Here is a 25,538-nt window from a genome sequence, read left to right on the forward strand (position 1 = left end):
GTTGTTTGTAACGCAATCTCCTCTCGTTTCTGTCTGTACTGTTGGCCGGAGTTGAGTGGAATTTAACTGGAGAAAATTATGGCCGTAAAAATATATAACGCTGGTGTAAAAGAATACCGACAAACTTACTGGACCCCTGATTACACGCCACTGGATACCGATCTGTTGGCATGTTTCAAGATTACACCACAACCCGGCGTGCCACGTGAAGAAGTTGCTGCAGCTGTAGCGGCAGAATCTTCAACAGGTACCTGGACCACAGTATGGACCGATCTGCTGACCGATCTGGATTACTACAAAGGACGTGCTTATAAGATTGAAGACGTACCTGGCGATGACACCTGCTTCTATGCATTCGTAGCTTACCCGATCGATCTTTTTGAAGAAGGCTCTGTCGTTAACGTATTGACCTCACTGGTTGGTAACGTGTTTGGTTTCAAAGCATTGCGTGCACTGCGTTTGGAAGATGTCCGTTTCCCAATCGCTTACGTCAAAACATGCGGCGGACCTCCAGCCGGTATTCAAGTAGAACGCGATCGTTTGAACAAATATGGCCGTGCGCTGTTAGGTTGCACCATTAAGCCTAAATTAGGTCTGTCTGCTAAAAATTATGGCCGTGCTGTATACGAATGTCTGCGCGGTGGTTTGGATCTGACCAAGGACGATGAAAACGTTAACAGTCAACCGTTTATGCGCTGGCGCGATCGTTTCGAATTCGTGGTGGAAGCTTGCCAAAAAGCCGAACGTGAAACCGGAGAACGTAAAGGTCACTACCTGAACGTGACAGCACCAACTCCTGAAGAAATGTACAAACGTGCAGAGTTCGCCAAAGAATTGGGCGCGCCAATCATTATGCATGACTACTTGACCGGTGGTTTAACAGCCAACACAGGACTGGCTAACTGGTGCCGCAATAACGGAATGCTGTTGCACATCCATCGTGCAATGCATGCTGTGCTCGACCGCAATCCGCACCATGGTATTCATTTCCGCGTTTTAACCAAAGTACTGCGTTTATCGGGCGGCGATCACCTGCACTCCGGTACCGTGGTTGGTAAACTGGAAGGCGATCGTGCAGCAACATTGGGTTGGATCGACACCATGCGCGATGAATTCATCAAAGAAGACCGCAGCCGCGGCTTGTTCTTCGACCAAGACTGGGGCTCCATGCCAGGCGTATTCCCAGTAGCTTCCGGTGGTATTCACGTTTGGCACATGCCAGCACTGGTTTCAATCTTCGGTGATGATGCTTGCTTGCAATTCGGTGGTGGCACCTTAGGTCATCCATGGGGTAATGCTGCTGGCGCCGCCGCTAACCGTGTGGCACTGGAAGCTTGCGTTGAAGCGCGTAACCAAGGTATTGAAATTGAGAAAGAAGGCAAAGCGATCTTGACCAAGGCAGCGAAAAGCAGTCCAGAACTTAAAATCGCCATGGAAACATGGAAAGAGATCAAGTTCGAGTTTGATACCGTTGATAAACTGGACATCGCACACAAGTAAGCAATACATGGCCAAAGGAGAAAGGCTGATAATTAAGCACTGCTTTTCTCCTTCATCTCACTAAAGTTAAGGAAAAATAATGAGCGAAGTAATCGATTACAAATCACGTGTTAGTGACCCAGCAAGCCGTAAATTTGAAACATTTTCTTATCTGCCTGCAATGGCCGACAAGGATATCAAGAAACAAGTGGAATATTTAATCAGCAAAGGCTGGAACCCAGCGATCGAACATACCGAACCTGAGTATGTTATGGATTCCTACTGGTATATGTGGAAACTGCCTATGTTCGGTGAAACGGATGTAGAACGCGTTCTGGCAGAAGCCGCCGCTTGTCACAAAGCGAATCCGAACAATCATGTCCGTTTGATTGGTTACAACAATTTTAACCAGTCCCAAGGCACAGCCATGGTGATATACCGCGGCAAGACTGTTTAAGTAACACGGGGTTCGAACCCGCAAGACCCCCTTCACCCTTAATTAGGGCAGGGGGTTTTTTTTCACCGGAATTTATTGTGCAAATTTTCGATAACGATAGTTCTCACAGGAGTTTGTCATGAGCGATATCATCGACCAGTATCGTATTAAAAAAGAACCTTATTACCATTCCGTTGCGGATGAAGTAAAACTCTATGAAGCCGCCTATTCGGTACGTATGCCGATGATGCTGAAAGGCCCGACCGGTTGCGGTAAAACGCGCTTCGTCGAGTACATGGCGTGGAAACTGAAAAAACCGCTGATCACCGTTGCGTGTAACGAAGACATGACTGCATCCGATCTGGTGGGCCGCTTCTTGCTCGATGCCAACGGCACGCGCTGGCAAGATGGTCCATTAGCAGTCGCCGCACGTTATGGCGCGATCTGCTATTTGGATGAAGTTGTGGAAGCACGTCAGGACACCACCGTGGTAATTCATCCGCTAACCGACAATCGCCGTGTATTGCCGCTGGAGAAAAAAGGTGAGCTGATCCAGGCGCATGCGGATTTCCAGATTGTCATCTCGTACAATCCCGGCTATCAGAGCTTGATGAAAGATTTGAAGCAATCGACCAAACAACGCTTTGGTGCACTCGATTTCAACTACCCAAGTCATGACATCGAAAGCGAAATTGTTGCGCACGAATCCGGTGTGTCAGTCGATATTGCCGAAAAACTGGTATCGATCGCGGAACGCGCGCGCAATCTGAAAGGACATGGACTGGATGAAGGGATTTCAACACGGATGTTGATTTATGCCGGCAGCCTGATCGCCAAAAAAGTCGACGCGCATGCGGCTTGCCGCGTAGCTCTGGTGCGTCCGATCACCGACGATCCGGATATGCGCGATGCGCTGGATGCGGCAGTCAGCACGTTCTTTAATTAGAAGCTGTTATCCGCAAATAGGTTGATTGTTCTGAAACGTAAATAGGTGCTGTCATGAGTATCAATCTGGACGATTACAAAGAATTGCTCGAGGATCTGGAGCCGGAATCGATTGAGCTGCTCCATCATGCTTGGCCTGAAGCGACTAAAACTTTTTCAGCGCGCGGGCTGGATAACTATCTGAAAGGCGCATCCGCGATTCGTGGATTAGGGCGCGGGCGCAGTTTAGTGGATTGCTGGATCGACGAAACGCCATTAGTCGCTAAAGAAATCGGTGAAGATATTATCAGTGATCTGGCGACCACTGTCCTTTCCCTTGCCTCAAGAACTTCTGCCTCTGTTATCGAATTGGTGTTAGCCACGGCCCCGACTGCCGCCAAACGGTTGGGCGATACACAGTTGTTCCAGAATTACTTGCAATTCCTGAATACGTTGATCGCCCAGGCGCCGCGTGGTATGCGTCCCATGCTTAGCAAACTGGACATTCTATTCGGCCAGCTGACCCTCGGCGGTTTACGCCGCTGGGCTATGTGGGGCGCGCATGCGCATCGCACCAATTACGAAGAGCAAATTCGGTATTTTGGATTGGAATCGAAGGAATCGCTCGCGGTATTGCAAAAAGAACGTAAAGGCACGCTGTTCGTTGATGTGCAACGGCGTATCAATATGTATCTACGCGCTTTGTGGGCGCGTGATTTCTTCATGAAACCGACTTCCGGTGACTTTGAAACACGCGAAGGCTACAAGCCGTTCATCGAAAACTATTTCATTCACCTGCCCGATGCTTACGATGCGTTCGGCGATGTTTCGGCGACCGAAGTCTACCGCGCCGCTGCCGCACACGCCGCCGCGCATTTGGTCGAAACCAAACAACCGATTTCCGCGGAAAGCTTGAATCCGCTGCAAATGGCGGTGATTTCCGTTATCGAGGATGCACGCATCGAAGAATTATCGATCCGCCGTTTTCCCGGATTACGTCACACCTGGTCGGTGCTGCACAGCGCCACGCCGGACATGAATGCGTCAATGGGTGATTACCTCAACCGTCTGGCACGCGCCCTGCTCGATCCGGATTACAAAGACAAAGACCCGTGGATCGTGGAAGGACGCAAACTGTTTAAAGCCGCGAAAGACCAGCTTGATAGCCACAAGACGTCTTGGGATATCGGTGTGCAGCTCGCGCACAGTTTCATGAACAAAAAAATTCCATACAACCCGCGCACCGACGTGCTCACTGCACCATACCGTGACGACAACCGCTATTTCTGGGAATTCGAGGAATTCGACTTCAACAAATCGTTGTCCGCCGGATACGATGCGCCGAAACAAGTGCGGAAATACGTCAACGTGATGGAATTTGCCAATGAACTCGATGTAGAAACCGCCGGTGACGATGCAGAAGAAATCTGGGTCATGGGCACCGAATTCTTCCCGTACGAAGACATGGGCGTATCGTACAACGATATGGAAGGCAAGGAACCGGTGTCGGCGCCCTATCACTATTCCGAATGGGATTACCAGATTCAATTGGAACGCCCGGATTGGGCCACGGTGCAGGAGAAACGCGCCAAAATGGGCGACATGCAGTGCATCGACGATATCGCCAATCAATACAAGCGCGAAATCGCGCGCATGAAATTCCTGTTGGATGCCATGCAACCGCAAGGCACGCGCCGCATCCGCAAACTGGAAGACGGCGACGAAATCGACATTAACGCCGCGATCCGCTCGATGATCGATATCCGCATGGGCATGCAGCCCGATCCGCGCATCATGATGCGTTCGGTGCGCAAAGTGCGCGACATCTCGGTACTGGTGTTGCTCGATTTATCCGAATCGACCAACGAGAAAGTTGCCGGACACGACTACTCGGTGCTCGACCTGACGCGCCAAGCGACGGTATTGCTCGCCAACGCCATCAATAAAATCGGCGACCCATTTGCGATCCACGGCTTCTGTTCGGATGGTCGGCACGATGTTGAGTACTTCCGTTTCAAGGATTTCGATCAACCCTACGACGAAACTCCCAAAGCGCGGCTCGCTGGCATGACAGGACAACTTTCAACCCGCATGGGCGCCGCGATGCGCCACGCGACGCATTACCTGAAATTGCAAAAATCGGCGAAAAAACTGCTGCTCGTCATCACCGACGGCGAACCGGCCGACGTCGACGTGCGCGATCCGCAATACCTGCGCCACGACACCAAGAAAGCCGTGGAAGAAGCCGGCCGCTCGGGCATCCTCACCTACTGTATGAGCCTGGATCCGCGCGCGGATCAATACGTTTCGCGTATTTTTGGTGAACGCAATTACTTGGTGGTGGATCATGTGGAACGATTGCCGGAGAAACTGCCGGTGTTATATGCGGGGTTGACGCGGTAATGCGCTCGCAGGTTTTAAACATTCATGCGGTGCATTAATGGTACGATTAGAAATATTTAAATCGCCAGTAGTGGCTTTTAAATTAAAAACAATAACGTACCCTATCTTATATAAGAAGTGAGACAACAATGAAAAATAATAAAATTTACTCATCCGTCATATTGGCATTGATACTTTCCGCGGCTATATCGAAAGCCCATGCAGGTCCTGAAGAAATACCCGGAACAAACTTAACGGTCGATTTTGCAGAATCAGTGCTCTCCGGCGGCGGCCGATTGATTCGTGCGACAAACATTCCGGTGCAATCCGCGGGAACCACCGTTTACTACGATGTAGAGATGGATTTCAGTACGTTAGCCGATGGATCGTTCGGAGCAAAACTAATTTCTGCGACGCCATCGACCGGCCCTGTTGCTCCGACTTCCGTCAGTACCATGAATTTCTTGCCCGGCACCTATGCTGGCATCGTATCAGGTGCACCAGCCGCAGCACTTCCTTGCTTTTTCTCGCTAGAAGCCCCGTCGATCGGAGCAGATGGCCGCCGTACTTACATACTGACCATTACGTCCAGCGGAACCGGCTGTCCGGCGGGGGTCACTTCATACAGCTGGCAAACTGGCCCTGCAGCTAACAACAGTATCATCAGTTCAGGTTTTTCAAGAGAAGGCAGCAATTTCGAGACCCAAAGCTCGCTGACCTACTCTTACGGTACGGAAATAAGTTCGGCAGGAGCGACTGTCAGAACACAGCAAATTGGCGACACACTGACAATTGAACAAGTGAATACCTCCGCATCAACTTTTTCCGGAGCCAAAAAACTTACCCTGATCAAGCAATAATGAGCTGAAAATCTGCTTGGTATTAGTAAATACGTTTTACCGGCGCGGTGTGCAATGAATATTTCCGCGCCTTTCCAGCTTTGTAAATAAACTCATCAGAAATTGATCGCTCCGGCACCCTGACCTACGCCCCGCGGGCCGATCAGCATGTTTCACCATTTCCGGAGAACGCAATTATCTGTTTGTGGATCATGTGGAACGGCTACTGGAGAAATTGTCAGCGGTATAGCGGAGTTGACGAGGTAAATCCTACTTACTGTAACTTGTTGAGAGGTTTGGTATAAAATCAGTAAATATCAAATTCAAAATTTGTTCCAAACATGACCAAAAGTCTCGCAAAAGTTCACCCTGAGCTTTTTCATTACACCAATGCTAAAGGTTTAATTGGTATTATCGAAAGCCAAAGTATGTGGGCTACGCATTATGCATACCTGAACGATTCTGAGGAAATAAGACATTTTTTAAAGAGCCGATTACCCGATCTCTTGCGAACTGTTGTAAACGAATATCTTGATAAATTTACACAAGACGAAAGCATACAGTTGCGTATTGATCAACAAGGCGATAGAAAAAAGATAGTTGATTCATTTATCCAAAAAATCCGGAATGTGAATAAAAAATTTCTTCTTGAAGATACTCTCGCCGAACCATATATCGCTTCATTTTACACAACATCTGGGCTAGAAGAAAAAGGTGTTCGAAAGCAAGTTGCACAGCACGGTTTATTAAGCCAGTGGCGCGGATATGGGAATGACGGTGGTTATGCGATAGTTTTTGATACTGAACAATTTGTAGAATTGCTAAAAGACGTTGGCAAGAAAATGGAAAGTAGCATGTATCCGTTTCTCGCAGATGTGGTTTATTCATCTGATCCTGATTCGCAATTTATTAAAGAATTTGAAGAAGATTTAATTGTTATTAAGAAATTTTTCTTTAATCACTTAAGTGTAAGAATTACTAGCGTTGTTTACAGTATTTGGGAGAATACTGTAGATGAACATACACAAACGCACCCGATTAACTTTATTAGATCGTCAGGAAATCTGGCGGCTTTATCAAACCCGGCTGTGGAAGGTGGCGCATTTGGCGGAACGCTTTCATGTCAGCCGGCCAACGATTTATGATGTACTGAAACGCGCGAGACTGCAGGAATTTACGCCGCGTGACAGCACCAATCAGCGGTTCAAGACGTTGCAATACGGTCTTAAGCGCCTGGCTAAGGTCGAACAAGCCATCCAGGAACGGCTCAAGCGTGAAGCCAAACGCTATAACAAGTCTTACCCAGGTGAGCTTGTTCACTTTGATACCAAGCGGCTTTCCTTGTTGAAAGGGCAATCCGCCAATGAACCTCGCGAGTACCTGTTTGTGGCCATCGATGATTTTTCCAGGGAGCTGTATGCCGATATTTTTCCCGATAAAACTCAACACAGCGCAGCTCGCTTTCTCATAGACACTGTCATTGCCCAATGTCCGTATCAGATCGACTGCGCTTATTCCGATAACGGCAAGGAATTTAAAGGAACTGACGGCCATGCTTTCGGCAAAGCTTGCACACAACACGGTATCGGACAGAAGTTTACCCGCATCAATCGTCCGCAAACCAATGGCAAAGCCGAACGAGTCATCCGCACCCTGATGGATATGTGGCACAGCCAGATTTCCTTTAAAGACTGCGCCGATCGGCGCATTCTGCTTTCCCGTTTCATTAACTTCTACAATACCGTCAAACCTCATAAGAGTTTGAATAATGCTACCCCTTATGAAATACTTCACGCTTATTTCAATCAACCTCTCTGTAAACAACCCTGAGATTTCTTACAACTTAAGTAATATTGAAGATGATGAGAACGTAAGTAAATTTTTTTACTCACTGATGCACTGTGCTTGTAGGTATAAGCATTGGGGATTCAAAGAAGAGAATGAAGTTCGTGTTGTTGCATTACCTTATCCTCTACATCATGAGGAATTCGACAAGGATATGAAAGCGGAAGGAATCACTGTAAGTGAAATTTCAAGAAAACATTTTTCCCGCGCTGGCGCATTAGTACCATATATCGATATATTTGATGGAATTACATCAAGAGCCGACAAAAAGGGAATTACATCAAGAGCCGACAAAAAGACCTTGCCAATCAAACGTATCATCGTTGGTCCTACTCAAAACACTCAAGAAAAGAACAGAAGAATAAATGCTGTCAAAATACTTATTAATCAGCATGGTATTAAAGCAGATGTAACAGCTTCAGAAATTCCTTTTGTGGGTTAGCAGCACGGTAGGATGCGCCGACAACAGAAGGCGCATCAATTACCAGGAACTCCAATATCCCCATCAAGCTGCCTGCAATAAAAACTCCACTTTAATCGCCTCATAAGGAAATTCAATCGCACCACTCTCAGTACGATTAAGCAATCCCACTCCCAGCAACGCCGTCACGTCACCGTGAACGGCTTTGACATCGCGCGACACTCGCCGCGCGGCTTCGCGAATGGATATGGGGCCCGCGCCGCAAAGCACTTTCAGGAGTTCCCAGCGTTTCGCGGTCAACACTTTCCACAATAATTCGGGCGACGCGAAGCTGATATGATCTGTTTCCTGTGCTTGATCCAAATGCCAGGCACGCGAGAAGCCCGTCATTGCTTCCTTCGGATTGCGTACATCAAGAACAACTGTTTTCATGATTCCACCTCTCAATATCTTGTTGAAAATCGGCCAGCAATTGCTCCGGGGTTGTAAATTCGTATTTGATTTCCTGATTATCCCAATGACGGTGATCGCCTTCCCGATTTCGTTATCATAGCGCCGCACAGCACGTACTTCGCATTAACCGCATAGGTAGGTGCACCGATGCTTGAACGAATGATTAAGGGCAATACCTTCTAATGATTTTACCTGTCGCACCAGCAATCAACGCCATTGAAACAGCACCCGGATCCGGTGTGCCGATGCTTTTTTCCGCATGCGGACGCGCACGGCCTATTTTTGGGGTGAGATTTCTTGTGGCTTCGGCAGATTGCGCGGCAATTTCCGCAGCCGCTGTCCAGGCTTCGGTGGTTGAAAGACCTTGTGCGGCGCTTTGAGTTAAGGTTGCGGAGAATGGATACAGCACGTCGACCAAGGTTTTATCGTTCAATTGCGCTTTACCCAAACTGACGATCGCTTCTAATGCGGCTGTTACGCCCGTTGCAAGCATTGCGGCATCCGGCTTGGCTTCGTCGCCAAGAGCATTGCCAAGGTTACGTAGAATGACACCCCACAACATCCCTGATGTGCCCCCTGCCCGGTCGGACCAGGCATCGCCGGCTACCGTCAGCATTGTGCCTGCACCGGCTTGGGCATCCAGTGCCGCTCTAGCGGCTTCGACGGCTGCGGTAAGTCCGCGCTGCATGCCGATACCGTGATCGCCGTCTCCCGCAATGGCATCCAAACGGCCAAGTGCTTCCTGTTGCGACTCAATCGCATCCCGAGCCGCTTCAAGTGCGATTAACACGACTTTTGCAGCAGCTCGTGAATCAGCCGATCCGGTTTTTAGCGGTTGCTTATCATGGACAGACTGAACGGCTACGGCGATATTTTCTTCGGATTGAGCTTCCTGCGCGATATTGCCGCGATGAAACGCCGGTGTATCCGCTGCCGCAATCCAAGTCTGCTCAAGTTCATCGTTAAGCCAGAATAACGTCAGTGAAACGCCGGCCATATCAAAGCTGGTAATCAGTTCATCCACCACCGGTTCGATGATGATCAGTCCGTGTTTAGATAACAATTGATCAATTTTACGGTAAATAACAAACAATTCTTCGTACTTCACCGCACCCAAACCATTGAGGATCAACCCTACACGTGCGCCGGAAAAACTACCAATCGACAGTGGAGTTTCGGCGAGCAATTTCTTCACCAGCATTTCCGCCAAACCATCGGCAGAAGGCGCATCGACGCGGTACAAACCGGGCTCGCCGTGGATGCCCATACCGACTTCCATTTTTCCGCTGGCAACTTCGAACAGCGGTTTATTAGCGCCTGGCAGCGTGCAACCGGAAAAGGCGACACCCAGCGAACGCACACGATCTTTGGCTGCTGTGGCAATACGAGCCACTTCATCAAGCGGCTTACCCGCATCGGCGGCAACAGCGGCGGCTTTGAATACCGGTAAAGTACCGGCAATACCGCGGCGCTTATGTTGCTCAGCGAACGCAGCCGATGCAATGTCGTCGGTCACCACCACCGAACGCACATCGATACCCTGCGTGCGGAGCTGCGCTTGCGCATGTTCGAAGTTGAGTACGTCACCCGCGTAATTGGCATAGCAAAACAAAATACCGCCGCCTGCATCCACCGCTTGCGCGACCTGGCAGATTTGCTGTGCCGACGGCGCCGCAAACACGTTTCCAAGCGCGGCGCCGTGCGCCAATCCTTGACCGACAAACCCGCCAAAAGCGGGATAATGACCCGATCCGCCGCCGATGATCATAACCACCTGTCCCGGCTTGGTTTTGTGCCGGCGAATTACACCGCCATTGACACGTTGTATTGTATTCCGGTGCGCGGCGGCAAAGCCTTCGACCAGTTCGTCAGCAAACTGCGCCGGATTATTGAATAAGTAAGTCATTTATGTTGTGCCATTTACATAAAATATGATTCAGGCAAATCATATAACTACTCTGTGATGCAGAACAACTACGCAGGTCTGAAAAAAGAAGAGAAAGAAACAGTAATGATATCTTCTATTACTAACCAGGAAAGCTATTGATTGAGTGTAGTAACAAAATTCAGAACTTCTTGAACGTGGCCCGGCACTTTCACACCGCGCCATTCCTTTCTTAAAATCCCTTGCACATCGATGACAAATGTACTGCGTTCAATGCCGCGAACTTGTTTGCCATACATATTTTTCATTTTCATGACGCCAAAAAGATTGCAGATCTTTTCATCTTCATCGCTCAGCAATTCAAAAGGAAATTGCATTTTTTCCTTGAAACACTGATGTGATTTGAGATTGTCGCGTGAAACACCTACAACGATGCAATTTTCCTTGGTAAACTCGGGCAAGTGATCACGAAAATCCTGGCCTTCCAAGGTGCATCCCGGCGTATCGTCTTTGGGGTAAAAATAAATAATCAGATGCTTGCCCGCATTCGCTGACAATGAAAACACCGCATTATCAGTCGAAGGTAAGGAAAAATCTTCAACCGGATGATTGATTGCGAGCATTTTTTATGGCACCTGTTTATTGATCACGATCGCTATATTATTGTGACCGAGCTTGACCGGTTCGCTGAACCCTTGCAAATCTCCGCTGGCTGTGAAAGCCTGACCGGATTTCGAAATTCTGGCTTCGATCACGACTTCCGGAAAGCTCGACATTTTCATGGTTGGCGTCATAGCCATATCGTCCGTCAGTGTAAATGTCGCCGGAAGATCGCTGGCTTTCAATCGCAAAATGGCCAGTGGCATTTTCGGACCCGATTTGGCCCGAGCGTAAATAAATAAAGTGTCATTGCCCGAAACTTTCGTTGCCAGATCACTGCTAATCGATACCTGACCAGACACTGAAAGCGATGTTGCCGCAGGCGAATCAGAACTCACAGCTTTCTCCACAGGTTGTGCGCTGGCTTCTTGTTTCGATTCCGCAACTTTAACCGGTTGTTCCGGCGCGGCGGGTTTGCCACCCGAAGCCAGTAATTTAGCTTCGGCAATACTGTCCTTCACTGATTGGGCTAATGGAGAATCCGCAGGAATTCCTTCCAGCAATTTTTCCCAATATTCCGCTGCTTGCGCATATCTTTCTTGTTCAAACTCAATCGTACCTGCTAAAGCCAGCGCTTTAGGATATTTAGGATCAATGCGCAATGCTTCGTAAATCAATTCGGCCGGTTTACCCGATAAACTGCCTTGATTTTTCATGGCCAAAACATCAGCGTAGTCACTCAGTATCTGTGGACTGTCGGGAATCAATTCCACCAGTTTGGCATAGGTATTGCCGGCTTCCGCGTATCGCCCCATAATCGCATAAGTACGACCCAGCATAATCCAGCCTTCGATATCTTCCGGATTGTTATTCAGCCGTGCAATCAAATTATCCAATACGGATGAGAAATTATCGTGACCTGACGGAGCGTTTCCACCATCGCGACTCATTTGCTGGGTTGCATTGGCAAGTTGGGCTTGCGGCAACAAACCACGTGTATCGCCGATTACAAGATACAAACTGATAGCCGCCAATGGCAGCGTCAATGCAATAAAAGTCGACAACACGATATTACGGATTTTCTTATTTTTCCCTATCACCGGCTTATCGCGCTCAGTCACATCTTGCAGCATCCGCTGTTGCAGCTCTTGCTTACTTCTGTCGTACTGTTCCCGGCTGAGAATATCGTTTTCCAAGTCGCGATCAAGCTCGGCAATTTGATCGCGGTACACGGTAATGTTGACAGCATCGTGCTCTAAATTTTTAAGCTGATTGTCCCTGCTCCGCAATAATGTTGGAATAATGAACAACAGAGCGGTAACAATAAAAATCCCAGAAATAACCCAAAAAGCCGTCATACGTTTTTACCTTTTTTATCTTCATTCAGTAACGCTTCCGCTTCTTCAAGCTGTGCTTGCGAAAGCGAGACATCTTCTATTTGTACACGGCGGCGTCTTAAATAAACAATCAGTGAACCCAATCCAATCACGAACAAAATAACCGGACCAAACCATAGCAAGAATGTGGTGGGTTTGATGGGGGGATCATAAAGAACAAAATCTCCGTATCGATCTACCAGAAACTGGATAATTTCCGGATCGGTTTTATTAGCTTTTATCTGCTCACGAATTTCACGTCTGATATCGTTTGAAAAATCTGCGCGGGAATCCGCGATGGTCTCATTTTGACAAACCAAGCAACGTAAATTTTCCGTCAGCAGCAGCATCCTTTTTTCGATCTCGGGATTTTCCGCGACAGGTACTGCTTCTTTCGACCATCCGGTTAATGGAATCAGCAGAAATAGAAGAAAAATAAGCGCTGCAGCTTTCATTACACCATTAAATTGACGTACCATGACAAAATCAACCTTTATTTATGAGATTCGTACAGTCTGCTTATGCTTGTTGCTGCAGTTCTTTGATAAGTGGAATAATGGTTTTTTCAAGCGAATCCACCGTAACAGGTCCGATTTGTTTATGTCGTATGATACCTTTCTTATCAATCACATAAGTCTCAGGAACACCATAAACACCGTAATCGATTCCAACCTTACCGTCAGGATCAACGATACTAATAGCGTAAGGATCACCATAGCGTTTTAGCCATTGCAAAGCCGTATTACGCTCATCTTTGTAATTGAGGCCATAGATTGGAACAATCCCGGTTCTTGCCAGTTGGACTAACAGAGGATGTTCATCACGACACGCAACGCACCATGATGCCCATACATTGAGCATCCAAACCTTACCCAGATTCTCGTCTGAGGACATAATCTGGTCGGGTTGATGCAAATTATTTAACTGAAACTTCGGTGCTGGCTTGTCTATCAACGGCGAAGGCACTTGCCGTGGATTCAATGTCAAACCGACCAGCAAGAATGCTGCCAGCACCATGAAAGCAAATAGTGGAAGTAAATAGCGCATCATACTTTGGTTGTTTCCGTTGCCAATTCAACTTTATTCACCGATGGGGCAACAGCCACTGGAGACTCCACCACTGCGCTTTCAGGCTCTTTTTCTTCAACTTTGGCAGTGCCTTTTTTGGTGATTTTCAAGCGATAGCGGCGATCAGTGATTGAGGTAATACCGCCGATAGCCATTAATAGACATCCTAACCAAATCCAATCGACAAAAGGTTTATGATAAACGCGAACCACCCAGGCGCCATTGGTCAACGGTTCACCTAAGGCTACATAAAGATCGCGTAAAAAGCCGGTATCGATCGCTGCTTCCGTCATCGCCATACCGGATGCGTTATAAGTACGCTTTTCCGGATACATATTACGAACAAATTGCTCATCTTTAATGACAGCAATATCACCGATCACAGCTTTATAGTTTGGTCCTACATCATTACGGGTGCCGTTAAACTGAAAAGTATAGCCACCGACCGTTACTTTGCTGCCAATCTCCATACGCACATCTTTCTCGGTTTCGTAACCATTCACCAAAGTAACACCAATAATGAATACAGCGACACCAATATGTGCGCAGTGCATACCGTAATAACTTCTCGATTGTCTGGCTAATTTGGTGAATAAATTGCCTTCACCGCTATTACTTATGCGGTGTTTCAAATTAACAAATGCACATACTATGATCCAGAAGGCCAGTAATAAACCGAAGCTAATCATCGGTTTCCATTCACCCATATAATATGGCGCGATCAAAGCAGAAACCACACTTACGGCAAACGCCCAGCGCAAGCGGACCGCCAATGTTGGCAGGCTCATTTGTTTCCAGCGTGAAATAGGGCCAACACCGATCAAGAAAATTGCCGGGGTCATCACAGGCACAAAAATCGCCTCAAAATAAGGAGGACCTACCGATAATTTACCCAGCCCCAATGCATCGATAATCAATGGATAAAGTGTTCCCAGCAAAACACTTGCCGCTGCAACCAATAACAAGATATTGTTTGCTAACAGCATGGATTCACGCGAGAGTAAATCGAATTTTCCGCCCAAGCCAACTTTCGGCGCCCGCCATGCAAACAATACCAGCGAGCTGCTGATGACGATAAACAAGAAAGCCAGAATAAATACCCCGCGTGAAGGATCTGTCGCGAAGGCATGCACCGAAGTTAAAACTCCTGAGCGTACCAGGAATGTTCCTAATAAACTTAAAGCAAACGCGCAAATCGCCAGTAAAACAGTCCAGCTTTTGAAGCTACCGCGTTTCTCCGTAACCGCCAGCGAGTGAACCAGAGCTGTACCAACCAGCCACGGCATAAATGACGCATTTTCAACCGGATCCCAGAACCACCAACCGCCCCAGCCCAATTCATAATAAGCCCACCAGCTACCGAGCATGATTCCACAGGTCAAAAACACCCATGCGACAATCGTCCAAGGACGCGACCAACGCGCCCAAGTTGCATCCAATCTTCCACTTAACAATGCTGCAATAGCAAAAGCAAAAGCGACAGAAAATCCAACATACCCCATGTACAGCATCGGTGGATGTATCACCATACCGGCGTCCTGCAGCAATGGATTTAAATCGCTCCCTTCAAATGCGGCAGGCAACAAGCGATCAAATGGGTTAGAGGTGAACAGCATAAATACCAGAAAACCGATACTGACCAGCCCTAAAACCCCAAGAACCCGGGCAACGATATCATCCGGTAATTGCTTGCTAAAGACACTAACTGCAACAGACCAACCGGCCAGCATCAAAACCCATAATAATAAAGAACCTTCATGCGAGCCCCAGGTTGCTGCCAAGCGGAAATGAAAGGGCAGTTCTGTATTTGAGTTCTTAGCCACATTCATGACTGAGAAATCACTGCTAATAAAGGAGTATGCCAAACATAAGAATGCAATCAGCACAAATACGAATTGTCCTTGTACCACCGGTCTTGCGAGTGCAATCCACGAGGGAATACCTCGAGCCGCGCCGATAATCGGTAGCGTTCCTTGGATAATGGCTAGTAATAGAGCAAGAATTAAAGAAAAATTACCAATTTCTGGGATCATGATTTTTTCTTACAAATGAATGGTTATTAAGAATTTGGAAATGATACGCTCAGGCTGCATGAGTAAAACCGGGAAAAATTTTACTGTATCAAGGATGCCTTCTGTGCTTTTGCAGCTTGTTCCAAAGCTTCGGCTGCTTCAGGCGGCATATAGTTTTCATCGTGCTTAGCCAGCACTTCATCCGCCATAAAAATACCGTCCGAGGATATTTTTCCTTGCGCAACGACCCCTTTACCTTCTCTGAATAAATCGGGCAGTATGCCGGTATATACAACCGGTATTGCTTGCGCAGTATCCGTTACCGAAAAACGAACTGTCGTAGTTCTATCATCACGTTTAACACTACCTTCTTCAACTAGTCCGCCAATCCGAAAACTTTTTCCAATCGGCGCTTCTTTTGCAACGACTTGCGATGGACTGAAGAAGAAAACCAGATTACTTTGAAATGCATTTAATACGAGTGTAGCGGCAACGCCTAATGCCGCCACTCCGGATACTATAACTACAAGTTTTTTATGACGTGGTTTCATTTTTTATCTCTTCTTTATTGATGCCGTAAATGAGACTGTATTGTTTTTCCAAAGTTCGGTGGCGTCTGGAAATTAATAAAATCTCTCCTACGATACAAATCAGTGTCACAACGTATGAACCCCACACATAGAGTCCATACCCACCCATTGAAAAAAACTCCGACCAGCTTGACCAAATCATCATATCGCTCCGTTCTTATGTAGCTCAGCCACCCATGCTGTATGGCTCTCGCGTTCCAGAATGATCACACGCGTGCGCTTCAATATCACTGCAATGGAATACATCCAGCTTGCAAATACCATAATCAACATGCCTGTCAGCATGGTGCTCGCCATCGCAGGCGCTTGATTGACACTGACGGATGCACCTTGATGCAAGGTATTCCACCATTGCACTGAGAAATAAATGATCGGAACGTTAACCACGCCAACCAGCGCAATGATCGCACCTGCTTTATCTGCGCGGCGCGGGTCATCAATGGCTGCTTGCAATGACATAAAACCGATATAAAGAAAAAACAGAATTAATTCGGAAGTCAACCGGGCATCCCATACCCACCAGGTCCCCCACATCGGCTTGCCCCATAATGCACCCGTCCACAGCGCTATAAAGGTAAACATCGCACCGGTTGGAGCAATGGCTGTTGCAAACATGGAGGAAAGCCTGGTATTAAACGCCAAACCAATACCCGCCCAGAACGCCATTACGACATACAGAAACATCGACATCCACGCTGCGGGAACATGAATGAAAATAATCCGGTAGGCTTCACCTTGCTGGAAATCCGTAGGCGCAACAAAAAAACCAACATAAAGTCCCGCGCCTAAAAGTGCTATCGCAGCAACAACAAATATCGGAATCATTTTCCCCGCCAGTGAATAAAAACTGGCTGGAGAAGAATATTTGAACCAATTAATAGCCATATTTAAATTTTATAATTCTTCACGTTAAATTTCAGTTCCGATTCAGCCCTAAATTTTTAGCCGCCAATTCTATACCAAATCGATACTAAAATGACAAAATCCAGAATTGACTTTCCAGAAGTGATTTCGATATCTCGAGTGATCTTGCAGAAAAATTTATACAGATAATGCAAAAACTTACTGAAATTATCATCTGAAAGTTAAATCAACTTCAATATTACCAGCGTTGTTCTACTCCAGTGAAACACGCAAGGCTGAAGCAGCTGCCCAGGGTGCGAAAACACCAGATACTAAAAGAAATGCACCGATCAAGGACAAGTGCGCATCAAATTCCATTCCGGACATATTCGCTTCCACCGCACCCGCGCCAAAAATCAGCACAGGAATATAGAGTGGCAGCACCAGTAACGAAACCAATACACCACCACCGCGCAACCCTAAAGTCAGTGCCGCACCAATAGCGCCTATTAAACTCAACACCGGAGTACCCAGTAATAAAGCCGCCGTTAAAACCAGCAACGCTTCCCCCGGTAAGTCATATTGAATACCCAGAACCGGCGCCATCAATACCAGCGGCACACCGGTCACCAGCCAATGCGCAGAAGCTTTCCCCAGCACCAAAAGCGATAACGATTGCGGCGACAGCAGCATTTGCTCCAATGTGCCATCCAAATAATCATTAGAGAACATGCGACCCAGCGACAACATGGAAGCCAATAATGCCGCAACCCATACTACACCTGGCGCCATGGTGCGGAGCATATTCATTTCCGGCCCGACGCTGAGCGGAAACAGGCTCACCACAATAATGAAAAAAAACAGCGTAGTCAGCACATCCGCTTGACGCCGTACCGCCAGCAAGAGATCACGTTTAATTATCCACATAAACATATCAAGCCAGATGCAGCTGTGTAGTTGATGTTGCTGTAATATCAATTTCTTGGTGCGTCGTCATGACTACCATGCCACCTTCCCGCAAATGTTGCTCGAGCAACTCCTGAATCAATTTAACTGCTGCCACATCCAATGCGACCAAGGGTTCATCCAGAATCCACAAGGAAGTTTTACATACCAGCAAACGAGCCAGCGCAACACGGCGCCGCTGACCTTGCGATAACACCTTGACTGGCAATACTTCCCTGCCCCGTAAGCCGATATGACCGAGTGCTTCTTTCGCCTGATCGGCACCGATGTCAAAACCCGCTAGCGCACTTGAAATGCGTAAATTCTCAATCACCGTTAAATCATCTTTCGTGCCGCTTAAATGACCGATATAAGTCATCGCGCCATAATACTCACCATCCAGCACGCGAATCGAAGTGCCATTCCAGCGAGTCTCACCGGCGGCGGGATTGGACAGTCCGCACAGCATGCGTAACAAACTGGTCTTGCCACTCCCATTCGGGCCGCGCACTTGCATCAAGCCACCCGCTTCAAGTGAAAAATTGACATCTCTAAAAAGCTCGCGATCACCGCGAACACATGCGAGATTGATACCTTGTAGCATTATTTTATCGATCAATGGAATAGACTGCTGATTATAACGCATTGAGGATAGCTATGGCACCGCAGATCATTCGGTGAAGTATTGTGCGATTCTTGATGACTTTATCAAACACATCAAACGTGATCGGCGAAATTTTAATCAGAAATCTTCATTTCTAATATACTTTATTGAATCTGTGATCCGGGAATTATAATTAAGGAGAGTGTTTTGTTTTTTACACGCGATGATCGCAAAATCAGCATTATAGGTGGCTTATTATTGCTGGGACTTACGCTGACTACAGGCATTACCGTGTACACTGCCATGCGGCAGGAAATCGAGTCGGTGCTGGGTAGAGGATTGGCTGTTGCCTTGCAAGGGAAGTCATTTTTGCTGGAATCCCAAATTGAAAAAGGTTTGGCAGATGCTCGCGCACTATCGCTGCGCCCTTTTATTGTTCAATCGATGCAACAACTCACCGCCGAACCTGGCAATCTCAATGCATTACATGATCTGATGCGGAATGTTAATTCGCTGCCTGAAGCGGGCTTCTCGGCAGCCATCGTACGTGATATACGCGGTAAAACACTGTCACAAGTAGGTGAGTTCTCCAAAAGTAAAGAAGCGCTCCGGTTAAACAAAGACACATTCCTCATATGGGACAAGCAACTTTTTCTTCACACCACAAATGATGTGCTCGATCAAGACAAACAACGCATTGGCAGTATCACTACGCAAGTCAAATTACCGCAGCTCACGAGCCGGTTCATAGGGATAAGATCGATCGGCGAAACCGGTGAGTTCGTTTTATGCGCAAAACCGGAAGAAGGAAAACATGAAATGGCTTGTCTGATTAGCCAGATTAACGGCGTCCAATTCAAGCATCTACTTCCGAGTGAAAGTGGACCATCCAAATTCCTGACGGTTTACAGGAAAAGCGGGGTTGCCGCCACTAAGGATTATCGTCAAGTACCTGTGATAGAAACCTATGCTTCCTTGGATTCCATTGGTCTTAGCATGATTCTCAAGCTGGATGAGGAAGAATTATTTAAACCGGTTACTGAAAAGCTGCAAGATATCAGTATTTATCTTGCAGCACTGATTATTGCCGAGATATTGTTATTAAACTGGTTTGTACGCAAACTCATCAAATCGGAAAAAGAAGCAAGGAAAGCTAAAGAAACAGCCGAGCAATTTTCCATTGAATTAAGCCGCAAAGAAAGTGAATTGCGGGAACGCCTTAAAGAAATCACTTGCCTATATGAAATCCGCCGCAGTATCGGACTGGAGTTATCGATAGAAGCAGTCTGTCAAAATATTATTAAGTTTTTAATACCCGCCATGCAACACCCTGAATATACTTCAATCACAATCAATCTCGATGGAAAACACATTTCTTCCGTACCTCAGACGAGGGACTTTACACATGAACTGACATCAGAAATCTGCATTAATGGTAAAGCTTGTGGCCAGTTAAGCGTTTATTACCCTAAAGACAAACCTTTTTTAGTAATAGAAGAACAAAGACTGATTAATGCAATTACGAGTGATTTAGCGCTATGGCTTGAACGCAAACAAATTGACGAGTTATTGCATGCACGTCTTAAAGAAATCACATGCCTGTATGAAATCCGCCGCAGTATAGGAATGGAGCTTTCGTTAGAAGATGTTTGCTTCAGTATATTCAAATATTTGATACCGGCTTTGCAGTATCCGGAAATTGCGACTGCTGTAATCGATATCAATGGCAAATATTTTACTTCTTTCAGTGAGAATTCCAATGTCAGCAACCAACCTCACACCGTGAGCAAAATTGATACTAACCACTCTAACTTTGAATCTAGTCATAAAATTTATGACAATAAATCTGCTTTGCAATCGAAAATTTGCGTTAATGGAAAAGAATGCGGGCATTTAATTATTTTTTACTCTAAAAACAAACCATTTCGCGTGCCGGAAGAACAGAAGCTTGTTAATGCGATTGCCAATGATTTAGGAAGCTGGCTTGAACTCAGGCGGTTAGAGCAAGCATTGGTCTCCGTGGCCGAAGAGCAAGCACATACGATCGGACAGGAATTACACGATAATGTCGGGCAACAGATCGCTGCAATTGGTTATCAAGCGAGGGTACTCGAAAAGAAAATTTCCGCTTCAACGATCGGAAATGAAAATTTGACCACATTGGCAGCCTCGATTGCTTCACAAACACAGACTGCTGTAATTCACATCAAGCAGCTTGCGCAGGGATTACTGCCATTCGAATTGGAAGCCAATGGCTTGATTCAAGCGTTACAAACCTTGGCCACCAGAATCTCAACAACGTATAATATCGACTGTAATTTCTCGTGGCATAACATTAGTATAATCAATGACAATAGTGTAGCACTCAATTTGTACCGGATTACGCAAGAAGCTGTTAATAATGCCATCCGGCATGGTAAAGCGCAGCATATAACCATTACCTTAACATCCGATGAAAATACGCTTCGCTTATCAATCTGCGATGATGGATGTGGTTTTACTGGAATGGATATCAATCATCCATCGACACCGGGAATGGGCATTAAAATTATGCAATACCGTGCGAAGCAATTGGGCGCAAAGATGGAAATTTTAGCCCGCAAAGAAGGTGGCACAGAAGTTCGTTTAAAAACACAATTAACTAAAAATATCGACAATGAAAGCAAAAGTAATGCTAGTTGATGATCACGCCATGTTACGGCATGGCCTTGCAATGCTCATCAATATGGAACCGGATATGGAAGTTTTTGCTGAAGCGGGTGATGGCGCTGAAGCAATGGAAATACTCAAGAAAAATAATTCGATTGATATTATTTTATTGGATGTAACACTCAAAACGGTATCGGGACTTGAAGTCATCAAGAGTATACATGCAGCGGTTCCGGATTTACCGGTACTTTTTATCTCCATGCATGATGAATCGGTTTATGCTGAACGCGCATTGCGCTCGGGCGCACTGGGTTATGTCATGAAACATGAACCTGGTGAAGTACTGCTTGAAGCTATCCGTGAGGTTCTAAAAGGTAATGTTTATCTCAGCAAGCAGATGCACAAAAAGCTTTTAAAACGAATGGTTATGAAAAGCTCGGAACCTGAACATCTAATAAATGCACTGACATCCAGTGAACTTGAAGTTTTACACTTAATCGGGCAAGGACATAATAGTCACGAAATCTCTCAAATGCTGTGCCGCAGCATTAAAACCATCGACACGCACCGCTTTAATATCCGGTCAAAATTAAACCTGAAAGATGGCGCCGATTTGATTCGCTACGCTACACGCTGGATCTCTCAGCAACAATAACAATTCGAGTGCTGTGAAGCATTTTCGCGAAGAATTTTGGGCGCTTAAAATACCAACTATCCTCAAAAAACCCTACGGTAAAAATAAATCATTGAGAAATTCATCTGATCGTTCTGTTACAAGCAGCAGTGAAAGAATGTCGAAATAAAACCAATAATCAAGTTGAAATTATCAACTCATATAGTTCAAAAAAAGACCCCGCTGATTACAGCGGGGTTTTCAATTTCTTAAAGCTGAAGTCTGATGTTTCTTGAAGGGCGATGATTCATTTTTTGAGAATTTCTAGTACATATCTCAAAACAGAATAAAGAAAAAATAACTGCAAAAATTAAATATAGAACCCAATTCAACACGCCCATGACCTCCAGGATCATTGTGACATTCTTAAGAAAAATTTTTCATTGAATGCTTGGGTTAAGCGGTCCATTTACAATAAATAGGGATTGTAAATATTTAAAGATGAGGCAAATATATTGCTTAAATCAAAATGTAAATTGAAAATCCAAAAATTAAAATAATTAGTAAACTAAAAAACTTAATTTCTGTTCAAAGACGCTTCATATCCATTTACGTATTTCTTTTTGCTTGTTGACTTACCAAATTTTAAAGCGATCACGATATAAGCAACAAAAAACGCCAATCCCAACTGACCATCGGTAATAATCCAGTTAAAGATATACTGGGTTAGTTCAAACATCGATAACAAGCTAGCTCCTATAGCAATAATTGCAATAGTAAATATTTGTTTTGTTGACATGATAATTTCCTTGGTATTAAAAATAATTGTTTATAAAATTTTGTGCTTACGTATTGACTCTTGTTAGGCACGTTACTTATTACCCTTAAATAAACAGATTTAATTTCCCGTTTTATTTTGAGCGCACCAATAATATTGAAGAATCAACTTTTGCAACCAATTGCTCAGCAACGGAACCTACGTAGAAACGTTCCAATCCACGACGATTGGATGTTCCCACTACGATCAAATCCGCTTTCCAATCATAAACAGCGGCAGCAATAGCATCTGCGATACCATTTAATCCATATTCAGCTTCGGCATTGATGAGACGGGTTTCGACACTTAAAACATTAGTATCGGATTTAGCTTTCTCAAGAATTTCATTGCCTCGACTTTTATCGGCCTCATTTTCACTGCCGATGCTATGAACAATGCATAAAGTTGCGTTATAAGTGTTAGCTATGTTTATTGCTTCCGCTAACGCTTGCTGAGCTATCTCGCTACCGTCGACTGCCACCATTATTCTTTTGTACATACACTATTCTCTTAATGAATTCCTGTTGGGTTTGTTAACCAAGTAGTAATACTTTTAGTTCTTAAACACCATTGGATTACGACAAATTATGCGACGGCAATTTGTCTTGCAGATTATTGCTGTGCATTTTTTTCAAATAAACAAAATACTGTTTAATTACAGATACTAATAATTTTTTAAACATGACTAATTCTCCTCAATGTATTCGATACGTTTTACGGTAATACTTTGATTCTTTTGCTTGCAAATCACTAACAGTTTACGAAAAGCCATACTATTCAACATGCTTACTGCAAATTACTATTATCTTTTCTTAGATTGTCAAAATAACGTTTAACAACTGATTTTCCAGGCATATTCTCATGTTTGGTATATACCAAATAGTGCACTACACCATGGATCACCATTGCAACTAACAAGCCCTCAAAAATACCTACTTTATAGACTAAGCCCGCTGTTAAGAATGCCAATATCAGCGCATAAGGACCATAATGTGTAACGTGTACCAACCCGGCAATCATCTTATAACCGGTAAATAACATGATGGCCGCCAAAGCGAATTTGGGCAAATAATCAAGATAATGTGTATTAAACGTAAAGAAGCACACCACGGAACCAATAATCAAGACCGAGAATTTAGTCATCGCGCCAGCAAGTTTATTGGTCGTGCTTTTAGCTAGACCATCCAAGTTGGTCATACCACCGAAGAAGCTCGAGCCTAAATTAGCAATCCAGATTGCAAGCAAACTATTATTACTATTGGTTTTACGTTTTAACGGATCAATTTTCTCAATTGCCGCATTACTCATCACCTGTTCAATCACATCCACAATCGCCAGCATGGCGCAGAAAAATATCATGTACGCCAACATCAAAATTGTCGTATCTTCACTCGGTAATGGCAATTTCAATTGCAGCTCAATATCTTCTACAGAAATCATAGGGACAGTCATAAACTGCGCCAGGATCACGCCGCCGACAATGATCGCGAAATATGGAACTGCCGGTTGTGTATCTTTGAACTTAGCAAATAAGAGTAAAAATAGACCAAGACCACCCGCTGAAATAGCCGCCATCTGAATACGCGCTTCATTCCAGAAATCTTCCGTCACCAATTCCGCAGGTATTTCGTAGGTAAATTCTGAGAATTTCAACAAAATCTTTAATCCAACACCAGCCAGCAATCCTTCAACCAGATATACCGGAACCGCAACAAGCAAATAACGTTGCCAATTAAACTTCCAAATAATGGCCTGCATAATGGCGGTCATACAGATACAAAATGCCATATTCTGAATACCAAAAGCAGCCACACCCATCGCCAACACTGGAGCCAACCCGGCCGCAATACCCGGTGATCCAATAAAATTGCCCGGCTTGAACCAGGCATTTATCCATCCAATCAAGGAAGCAAAAGCTACTGTAGCCAAGCCTACTTTGATTGGATAGTTCGACATAATCGCAATACCAATCGTTAATGGAATCGCCATCGCTCCAGTAATTAAACCCGCTGCAGTATCACGAAAAAAATACTGCGACTGAAAAGCAGCCGACCCCTCTTTCTTAGCAGCCTCTACTTTCTTTTGCTGCGAGACTAGCGATTCATCATCAGACCGTGTTGCCATAAAAATACCTCTCTCTCGTAAACTGTTAGTGATAAACTTTATAAAACCTTTCTGTTCAACTTAATATAAATTTAATCTTTATAGTCAAAAAGCTTGTTGAAGAATTTTTCATCGTTGAAATAAACCGGTATTCTGCAATCCGTCATTTTTCTGCAACGTATACTTCCAAGATCACAAAACTTCTTTATCTCAGCTCTCGAGATGGCGATTCTTCAAAAAATAAGCTTAGGTAAATCGTATCGCGCCGGGATTGCGTTGTATATTAGTAAAACCATTATTATTTAATGGGCAAAAATGCCAATCTAATCAGAAAAAATTATTACCGTTAACAGGCAAATTGATTGCATTTTTAAAGACAAAAAACTTACCTAGGTTAAGTAAATTACTTACATAAAATAAGTAAAAACCTTAGATTATTTCTAATTTAATTCCTAAAGAAATCAGGTAGAATAGTTTTATTCTAAGAATTTAATCAATAAATTCATATAACTAAACGACACTAAAAAATTAAATCAATTAAAATTCAGTAAAGCTTATTTTCAAAGAGAAGAACAGACCAAAAAAGAGAGCGGTTGCTGAACAGCTGATGGATAGTTACAAAAAACAGAGGTAGGAATAGTGATAAGAAATCGA

General features: G+C 45.2%; 25 protein-coding genes. 10 read left to right on the top strand and 15 right to left on the bottom strand.

The features are described 5' to 3' along the window. The first annotated feature begins 78 nt into the window (after positions 1-78). From R2083_RS07510 to R2083_RS07545, 8 genes are all read left to right on the top strand, one after another. Complete coding sequence (locus R2083_RS07510; protein WP_317530674.1) at positions 79-1,500, top strand: form I ribulose bisphosphate carboxylase large subunit; 1,422 nt, start codon at positions 79-81, stop codon at positions 1,498-1,500. 79 nt (positions 1,501-1,579) lie between these two features. Beyond that, on the top strand, positions 1,580-1,936 hold the full coding sequence (locus tag R2083_RS07515) for a ribulose bisphosphate carboxylase small subunit (protein WP_090321390.1): 357 nt from the start codon (positions 1,580-1,582) through the stop codon (positions 1,934-1,936). 118 nt (positions 1,937-2,054) lie between these two features. Further along, the gene (locus R2083_RS07520) at positions 2,055-2,861 is read left to right on the top strand and encodes a CbbQ/NirQ/NorQ/GpvN family protein (RefSeq protein WP_317530673.1); all 807 of its coding nucleotides are present in this window, start codon (positions 2,055-2,057) and stop codon (positions 2,859-2,861) included. A gap of 53 nt (positions 2,862-2,914) precedes the next feature. After that, positions 2,915-5,242: a nitric oxide reductase activation protein NorD gene (locus R2083_RS07525; protein WP_317538046.1), complete on the top strand. Its 2,328-nt coding sequence runs from the start codon at positions 2,915-2,917 to the stop codon at positions 5,240-5,242. 128 nt (positions 5,243-5,370) lie between these two features. Next, entirely contained in the window at positions 5,371-6,081 is a 711-nt protein-coding gene (locus R2083_RS07530; protein WP_317538047.1) for a hypothetical protein, read from the top strand. A gap of 320 nt (positions 6,082-6,401) precedes the next feature. Beyond that, a complete protein-coding gene (locus R2083_RS07535) occupies positions 6,402-7,205 on the top strand; it encodes a DUF2971 domain-containing protein (RefSeq protein WP_317538048.1) in 804 nt (267 codons plus the stop codon). After that, entirely contained in the window at positions 7,156-7,890 is a 735-nt protein-coding gene (locus tag R2083_RS07540; RefSeq protein ID WP_317538987.1) for an integrase core domain-containing protein, read from the top strand. Before R2083_RS07535 ends, R2083_RS07540 begins: the two co-directional genes overlap by 50 nt. Next, positions 7,841-8,347 carry a hypothetical protein gene (locus R2083_RS07545; RefSeq protein WP_317538049.1) on the top strand — a complete coding sequence of 169 codons (507 nt, stop codon included), beginning with the start codon at positions 7,841-7,843 and terminating at the stop codon, positions 8,345-8,347. Before R2083_RS07540 ends, R2083_RS07545 begins: the two co-directional genes overlap by 50 nt. A 63-nt stretch (positions 8,348-8,410) precedes the next feature. Here R2083_RS07545 and R2083_RS07550 read toward each other — a convergent pair whose 3' ends face one another. The 12 genes from R2083_RS07550 to ccmA all read right to left on the bottom strand — a co-directional run bounded on the left by R2083_RS07550 (position 8,411) and on the right by ccmA (position 18,702). Continuing rightward, a complete protein-coding gene (locus tag R2083_RS07550) occupies positions 8,411-8,758 on the bottom strand; it encodes a DNA-binding protein (RefSeq protein ID WP_317538050.1) in 348 nt (115 codons plus the stop codon). Positions 8,759-8,942: 184 nt separating this feature from the next. Then, positions 8,943-10,685 carry a dihydroxyacetone kinase family protein gene (locus R2083_RS07555; protein WP_317538051.1) on the bottom strand — a complete coding sequence of 581 codons (1,743 nt, stop codon included), beginning with the start codon at positions 10,683-10,685 and terminating at the stop codon, positions 8,943-8,945. A 134-nt stretch (positions 10,686-10,819) separates the two neighbouring features. Then, a complete protein-coding gene (locus R2083_RS07560) occupies positions 10,820-11,287 on the bottom strand; it encodes a peroxiredoxin (RefSeq protein ID WP_317530666.1) in 468 nt (155 codons plus the stop codon). A gap of 3 nt (positions 11,288-11,290) precedes the next feature. Then, complete coding sequence (gene ccmI / locus R2083_RS07565) at positions 11,291-12,622, bottom strand: c-type cytochrome biogenesis protein CcmI (RefSeq protein WP_317538052.1); 1,332 nt, start codon at positions 12,620-12,622, stop codon at positions 11,291-11,293. Then, positions 12,619-13,119: a cytochrome c-type biogenesis protein gene (locus tag R2083_RS07570; RefSeq protein WP_317538053.1), complete on the bottom strand. Its 501-nt coding sequence runs from the start codon at positions 13,117-13,119 to the stop codon at positions 12,619-12,621. Before R2083_RS07570 ends, ccmI begins: the two co-directional genes overlap by 4 nt. A 40-nt stretch (positions 13,120-13,159) precedes the next feature. Then, positions 13,160-13,690 carry a DsbE family thiol:disulfide interchange protein gene (locus R2083_RS07575; RefSeq protein WP_317530663.1) on the bottom strand — a complete coding sequence of 177 codons (531 nt, stop codon included), beginning with the start codon at positions 13,688-13,690 and terminating at the stop codon, positions 13,160-13,162. Then, positions 13,687-15,741 (bottom strand): heme lyase CcmF/NrfE family subunit, encoded by a 2,055-nt coding sequence (locus R2083_RS07580; protein WP_317538054.1) that lies wholly within the window; start codon positions 15,739-15,741, stop codon positions 13,687-13,689. Before R2083_RS07580 ends, R2083_RS07575 begins: the two co-directional genes overlap by 4 nt. An 80-nt stretch (positions 15,742-15,821) precedes the next feature. Continuing rightward, positions 15,822-16,271 (bottom strand): cytochrome c maturation protein CcmE, encoded by a 450-nt coding sequence (gene ccmE, locus R2083_RS07585; RefSeq protein ID WP_317538055.1) that lies wholly within the window; start codon positions 16,269-16,271, stop codon positions 15,822-15,824. Continuing rightward, a complete protein-coding gene (gene ccmD, locus R2083_RS07590; protein ID WP_317538056.1) occupies positions 16,255-16,455 on the bottom strand; it encodes a heme exporter protein CcmD in 201 nt (66 codons plus the stop codon). Before ccmD ends, ccmE begins: the two co-directional genes overlap by 17 nt. After that, positions 16,452-17,195 carry a heme ABC transporter permease gene (locus tag R2083_RS07595; protein WP_132428509.1) on the bottom strand — a complete coding sequence of 248 codons (744 nt, stop codon included), beginning with the start codon at positions 17,193-17,195 and terminating at the stop codon, positions 16,452-16,454. Before R2083_RS07595 ends, ccmD begins: the two co-directional genes overlap by 4 nt. Positions 17,196-17,426: 231 nt before the next feature. Continuing rightward, a complete protein-coding gene (ccmB, locus tag R2083_RS07600) occupies positions 17,427-18,086 on the bottom strand; it encodes a heme exporter protein CcmB (RefSeq protein ID WP_107803679.1) in 660 nt (219 codons plus the stop codon). Position 18,087: 1 nt separating this feature from the next. Beyond that, positions 18,088-18,702 (bottom strand): cytochrome c biogenesis heme-transporting ATPase CcmA, encoded by a 615-nt coding sequence (ccmA, locus tag R2083_RS07605; RefSeq protein ID WP_317530660.1) that lies wholly within the window; start codon positions 18,700-18,702, stop codon positions 18,088-18,090. 207 nt (positions 18,703-18,909) lie between these two features. Between ccmA and R2083_RS07610 the strand changes: the two genes are divergently transcribed. After that, on the top strand, positions 18,910-21,384 hold the full coding sequence (locus R2083_RS07610) for a sensor histidine kinase (protein ID WP_317530659.1): 2,475 nt from the start codon (positions 18,910-18,912) through the stop codon (positions 21,382-21,384). Continuing rightward, positions 21,374-22,006, top strand: a complete 633-nt coding sequence (locus R2083_RS07615) for a response regulator transcription factor (RefSeq protein WP_317538057.1) — start codon at positions 21,374-21,376, stop codon at positions 22,004-22,006. The genes R2083_RS07610 and R2083_RS07615 overlap by 11 nt, the downstream gene beginning before the upstream one ends. A 535-nt stretch (positions 22,007-22,541) precedes the next feature. Here R2083_RS07615 and R2083_RS07620 read toward each other — a convergent pair. From R2083_RS07620 to R2083_RS07630, 3 genes are all read right to left on the bottom strand, one after another. Next, a complete protein-coding gene (locus tag R2083_RS07620; protein ID WP_317530658.1) occupies positions 22,542-22,763 on the bottom strand; it encodes a hypothetical protein in 222 nt (73 codons plus the stop codon). Between the two features lie 112 nt (positions 22,764-22,875). Further along, positions 22,876-23,280 carry a universal stress protein gene (locus R2083_RS07625; RefSeq protein ID WP_317530657.1) on the bottom strand — a complete coding sequence of 135 codons (405 nt, stop codon included), beginning with the start codon at positions 23,278-23,280 and terminating at the stop codon, positions 22,876-22,878. A 287-nt stretch (positions 23,281-23,567) separates the two neighbouring features. Beyond that, a complete protein-coding gene (locus R2083_RS07630; protein WP_317530656.1) occupies positions 23,568-24,905 on the bottom strand; it encodes a SulP family inorganic anion transporter in 1,338 nt (445 codons plus the stop codon). Between the last annotated feature and the right edge of the window lie 633 nt (positions 24,906-25,538).

This window comes from Nitrosomonas sp. Is35, from assembly GCF_033063295.1.
Taxonomy (GTDB): Bacteria; Pseudomonadota; Gammaproteobacteria; order Burkholderiales; family Nitrosomonadaceae; genus Nitrosomonas.